Origin of the sequence: Dyella sp. (assembly GCF_036384435.1) — a bacterium.
In the GTDB taxonomy this organism is placed as follows: Bacteria; Pseudomonadota; Gammaproteobacteria; order Xanthomonadales; family Rhodanobacteraceae; genus GSA-30.
Genome location: NZ_DASVMI010000059.1, coordinates 1 through 5,145, shown reverse-complemented (window position 1 = coordinate 5,145; position 5,145 = coordinate 1). Strand labels below are relative to the sequence as shown.

Annotated in this window: 5 protein-coding genes; 2 read left to right on the top strand and 3 right to left on the bottom strand. The window is 61.5% G+C overall.

The features are described from left to right. On the top strand, positions 1 to 780 hold a 780-nt coding region (locus VF436_RS05470; RefSeq protein ID WP_330902996.1), incomplete at its 5' end, for an efflux RND transporter permease subunit. 261 nt (positions 781 to 1,041) lie between these two features. Here the strand turns inward: VF436_RS05470 and VF436_RS05465 are convergent. The 3 genes from VF436_RS05465 to mscL all read right to left on the bottom strand — a co-directional run bounded on the left by VF436_RS05465 (position 1,042) and on the right by mscL (position 4,595). Beyond that, positions 1,042 to 2,382, bottom strand: coding sequence for a PAS domain-containing methyl-accepting chemotaxis protein (locus VF436_RS05465; RefSeq protein ID WP_330902995.1), 1,341 nt, complete (start codon positions 2,380 to 2,382; stop codon positions 1,042 to 1,044). Between the two features lie 236 nt (positions 2,383 to 2,618). Then, the gene (locus VF436_RS05460; protein WP_330902994.1) at positions 2,619 to 4,058 is read right to left on the bottom strand and encodes a M20/M25/M40 family metallo-hydrolase; all 1,440 of its coding nucleotides are present in this window, start codon (positions 4,056 to 4,058) and stop codon (positions 2,619 to 2,621) included. A 120-nt stretch (positions 4,059 to 4,178) separates the two neighbouring features. Then, positions 4,179 to 4,595: a large-conductance mechanosensitive channel protein MscL gene (gene mscL, locus VF436_RS05455; RefSeq protein WP_330902993.1), complete on the bottom strand. Its 417-nt coding sequence runs from the start codon at positions 4,593 to 4,595 to the stop codon at positions 4,179 to 4,181. A gap of 356 nt (positions 4,596 to 4,951) precedes the next feature. Between mscL and VF436_RS05450 the strand changes: the two genes are divergently transcribed. Further along, a partial coding sequence (locus tag VF436_RS05450; RefSeq protein WP_330902991.1) for a hypothetical protein occupies positions 4,952 to 5,145 on the top strand: 194 nt, incomplete at its 3' end.

The following is a 5,145-nucleotide window of genomic DNA, read 5'->3' as shown; positions in this document are numbered from 1 at the left end:
AATACCGGCAAGCTGGTGCCGCTCAATACCGTGGCCAGCTTTCAGCGCAAGCCGCAGGTGCTGACGGTCAACCACCAGGGTCAGTTGCCCGCGGTCACGGTGTCATTCAACCTCGCGCCGGGAGTGAGCCTCAGCGATGCTGTCGGCGAGATCGGCGGCGCGATGAACAAGATCAACCTGCCCGCGACCATCACCGGCAGCGTGCAGGGCACGGCACAGGCGTTCCAGGACTCCATGCGTGGCATGGGCTTGCTGCTGGCGCTGGCCGTGTTCGTGATCTATCTGGTGCTGGGTATTCTCTACGAGAGCTTCATTCACCCGTTGACGATTCTCTCGGGCCTGCCTGCGGCTGCCGTCGGTGCGTTGCTCACGCTCGTGCTTTTCCATGCCTCGCTGGATCTGTTCGCCTTCGTCGGCATCGTGATGCTGATCGGCATCGTGAAGAAGAACGCGATCATGATGATCGACTTTGCATTGGAGCATCAGCGCGAGGGTCACGTATCGCCATCGGACGCGATTTTCGAGGCCTGCCGCGTGCGCTTTCGTCCGATCATGATGACCACCATGGCGGCCTTCGCCGGTACGCTGCCGATCGCGCTCGGATTGGGCGCGGGCGCGGAAACCCGCCGTCCGCTCGGTCTGGCGGTGGTCGGCGGCCTGGTGGTCTCGCAGATCCTCACCCTCTACCTGACTCCGGTCATCTACCTCTATCTCGACCGCTTGCAGACGCGCCTGTCGCGCAAGAAGGGCAGTGCGGTGGAGCAGGCGGGGGCGCACTGACGGCTTTGCAGACAGGAGATGGGCGGTGGGTGCCGCCCCGTCTGGGCGGCCGACGCAAGCAGTGAAAGCACGTTGCCCACACCGCACACGCCGGTCGATGCCACGCTGGCGATCCCCATGTCCTGGGCCGGCAACGCCACGCGCTCCGTTATTGAGCAACGCGCATCGCAAGCTCGCACGCTTGCGCCAGTCGCACGGACCGGCGCCCCGACCACCCATCTTCCGAAGCGTCCGCGCCAACCGTCATTCAACGGCTGCCAATCACGCGGCTCCGGCCACGCGTAACTGATCGATCGCCTGGGTGACCTGTGCGATGCCGCTTGCTTGCGAATGCGCGGCGTCGGCAATCTGAGCTACGCGGGCGTTCACCTCCGCCGCTGACGTCACGATGGCATGCATGGCCGCGCCTGCCTGGCGGGCGCGCTGGCTGCCGTCGGCAAGCGAGTCGATGGCGTTCTGCACGAGATCGCGAATTTCCTTGGCCGATTGCGAGCTGCGCATTGCCAGGGCGCGTACTTCTTGTGCGACCACGCCAAAACCCTTGCCTTGTTCACCCGCGTGCGCCGCTTCCACCGCTGCATTCAGCGCGAGGATATTGGTCTGAAAAGCGATCGAATCCATCAGGCCGATGATTTCGGCCATGTTCTGCGCACGGCTATTGATGTGATCGATGGTCTCGACCAGCTGATCGACCATCGAGCCACCGCTGCTCGCGCTGCTGCTGGCTTCGTGTGCCAGCCGATTGGCATTCTGGGCCTGGCCGGCGATCGCCGGCACGGTATCGGACAGCAGGCTCAGTGCACACTGCAACTGCTGCACTGCATGCGTCTGTTCGGTCACATCGGTGGCGTACTTGACCACCTTGAACGGGCGGCCGTCCATATCGAAGATCGGGTTGTACGTGGCCTGAATCCACACATCGGCGCCATTGCGACGCACCCTGCGAAACAGGCCGGCATGGAACTCGCCGTGACGCAGTCGTTGCCAGAATTGGCGATAGCCTTCGCTTTCGCGCTCCTGTGGATCGACAAACATGCGGTGGTGCTGGCCGATCACTTCGTCACGGCGATAACCCAGCGCCTTGAGGAAGTTGTCGTTCACATCCAGGATGATCCCATCGAGGTCGAAGCTGATCACTGCCTGCGCGCGATCGATGGCGGCAAGGCGACCCTCCATGTCGGCGGCGCGCATTTTTTCCTCGGTCACGTCGATCGCATGCTTGATCACCTTGCAAGGATGACCGTGACCATCCAGGATCGCGCTATAGCTGCCCTGGATCCACACCTCGCGCTCGCCCTTGGCCAGGCGCTTGTAGACCCCGCATTCGGATTCACCCTGGCCCAGGCGTCGCCAGAACGCTTTGTAGGCCTCGCTGTCACGCGTCTGTTCGTCGATGAACATGCTGTGGTGCTGGCCGATGACTTCGTGACGCGGATATCCCATGGCCCTGAGAAAATTCTCATTGGCATCGAGGATATATCCATCGAGCGTGAATTCGATGATGGCCTGTGCGCGATGCAGGGCTTGGATCTGGCTTTGCAGTTGCGCGCGCGAATGCCGGGACAAGCGTTGCGGATAAAACCTTCCCATCAGCGTTTTCATGGCGGTCTCCGAAGTGGCGAGTTAGATGTAGAGAAAAACTCCGTCCCCCGTCGGCCCCCTGTTGGCTTCAGGTCGGTTTCCATTTCCTATATTGGAACTGGCTCACCTGTTATCGGTCGAGATAATGGATTTCTTTAATCGCCCATTCGATTATTGAGAGGCGCGGCACATAATCTGAATTGCTATAAAAAAAGGAGGCCTGGGCCTCCTTTTTCGTGTTCATTGTATACAGCGAATCAGTCTTCTGCCCCATCCTTGGCGAATGCCCCGGGGGCCGAACCAAAATCGCCCTGGGCCTGGGCGGCCATATATGAAAAGGCCGCATAAACGGCGACATTCTGAGCCATTTCACGCGGATCGATTTTATCCAGCGTGTCATTGGCATTATGGTGATAATCAAAGTAATAGGTGCCATCCTGCGTCAGCGACAAGGCGGCCATGCCCTTGCCGTGCATCTGCGACAGGTCGGAACCGCCGCCACCAGGGCGCTGCGGGTCATAGGCCACGCCGATGGGTTCCAGCACCTTGGCGATCTGCTCGATGGCACCGCGTGCCTGAGGCTTGACGCTGGCACTCATGCGCCAGACCTTGCCGGCGCCGAAGTCCGATTCGGTTCCCAACTGGTGCTTGCCCGCTTCGGCGGCATGCTTCTGTGCGTAGGCGCGGCCCCCCCAGAGGCCCATTTCCTCGTTGGCGAAGGCGATCACGCGGATCGTGCGATCAGGGCGTTGCGGCAGATCACGGATAAGCTTGCCTGCCGCCATCGCGATGGCCACACCCGCCCCATCGTCGATCGCGCCGGTACCCGGGTCCCAGGAGTCCAGGTGACCGCCGATGGCAACCACCTGGTCGGGGTGCTTCCTGCCAGTGATCTCCCCGATCACGTTGGCGCCGGTATAGCTGCCATGGAAGCCGACATCCAGGTCGAGCTTGACCATGACCGGCTTGCCGTAGGCAAGCACGCGCTCCAGCTGGTCGGCATCCGGGTTGGACAAGGCCGCCGCTGGAATGGCGTCCTTGGGGTCCGTGAAGCCGGTGACGCCAGTGTGCGGGGTGCGGCTGTGCTCATCGGTGCCGGCAGAGCGCAGCAGAAACCCTGCCGCGCCCAGGCGCGAGGCGATGACCGGGCCCTGGGTGCGCACCGCCGAGCCCATGCCGTAATCGTGGCCATCCTTGTGGCGCTGCATACGGAAGCCGATATAAATGATCTTGCCCTTGACCGTGGCGGCATCGGCGTTCTTGAGTGCGTCGAGGCTGTCGAACTTGACGACCTGGGCTGTCAGGCCTCCCTGTGGTGTGCCTGCCGAGTAGCCCAGCGCGGTCAACATCAGAGGCTGCGGAAACGGCGCCACGATCGTGGCGTGTTCGCTGCGGCGCTCCCACAGGGGATAGGTCACCGGCTCGGTGTAAACCTTATCGAAGCCCAGTTCCTTGAACTTGGCGATAGCCCATTCGCGCCCGCGCGGATCGGCCGGGCTACCGGCCAGTCGCGGGCCCACCTCGGTGGTCAGGGATTGGACGATCTTGTAGCCAGTATCGTCACCCATCGCCTTGTCGCGAAGCTGGGTAGCCGTCTGGACGGCCGCGGCGGGAATGACCGTATCGCCGTTGGCGGCGGCCGCTGCGCCCGTGGCCAGCATCAGGCTGGCCGCAAGCAGGGTGGGGAAGAAACGCATCGTGGAGCCCCTTGGCGGAAACCCCGATTATCGCGCCACCCTCCTGTCGCGCTTAGGCCGAAAGTCATGGGTGGCGGCAAAGACAGGTAGTCGCTGACGGCAGCGACCACCGTGGGCAAATCAGGATTTGCCTTGCTGCTCCTTCAAGAGGTCGCGAATTTCGGTCAGCAACACCACGTCAGCGGCGGGGGCTGCCACGGCTTCCTTGTGGCGGGTCACGCGGTTGATCAACTTGACCACAACGAAGATGGCGAATGCGATGATCAGGAACTGGATGATGGTGTTGATGAACGCGCCATATTGAACAGCCACTTCGGGAATCTTGTGCGCCGGATTGCTGTTATCCGCTTCGCGGAGCACCCATTTCAGATCGGAAAAGTCGATACCGCCGGTGACCCAGCCGATCGGAGGCATCACGATCTGGTCGACCAGTGAGGTGACGATCTTGCCGAACGCGCCGCCGATCACGACACCGACCGCCAAGTCGATGACATTGCCGCGCATGGCAAAGGTCTTGAACTCTTGCAGCATGCCCATGGGCTCTCCCTCATAATATTGTCGAACAACGCGCACGACTTTAACGCAGCGCAAGCGGAGAGGCGAGCAGTAGAAGGTGAATATGGCATCAAAATGGGCACAACCTCCGCCCCCCACCTTACCATCATGACTTTTTTGAATACCCCTCCATACAAAAAAACACCCTGAAATTCAGGATGTTTTTTCCAACGCGTCCTAAAGACTTTTCGCGCCAAATATGCGATGTTCGGCATGTCGCTCGTGCTTCATCCGAAACACGAACCCACGAGCGACACTGCGTCAAGCAGAAGACGCGAGCCGAATGGGTTGCAGCCCAGACGGCCCGCTAACCACAACCAACTACTGAGGAGTTGTTCATGGCTGACATGGATGATACGGCACGCGCACGCCCAAAGCTTCACCCCGGGCCCCCTGCCGATCCCGCTCAACAGCACTCCCACCCCAGCACGCTCACGGATGTGACGCGTGGCACGCTGGCGGTGGTGGGCCTGCTGGCTCATTGCGTCGCCGCCCGACAACTGGCCCCGGATCAGGTGCTCCAACCTGACTG

Bases quoted from the DNA above. Each gene is read 5' to 3' on its own strand.
- VF436_RS05465 (WP_330902995.1), bottom strand. From the start codon at position 2,382: ATGAAAACGCTGATGGGAAGGTTTTATCCGCAACGCTTGTCCCGGCAT.
- VF436_RS05460 (WP_330902994.1), bottom strand. From the start codon at position 4,058: ATGCGTTTCTTCCCCACCCTGCTTGCGGCCAGCCTGATGCTGGCCACG.
- mscL (WP_330902993.1), bottom strand. From the start codon at position 4,595: ATGGGCATGCTGCAAGAGTTCAAGACCTTTGCCATGCGCGGCAATGTC.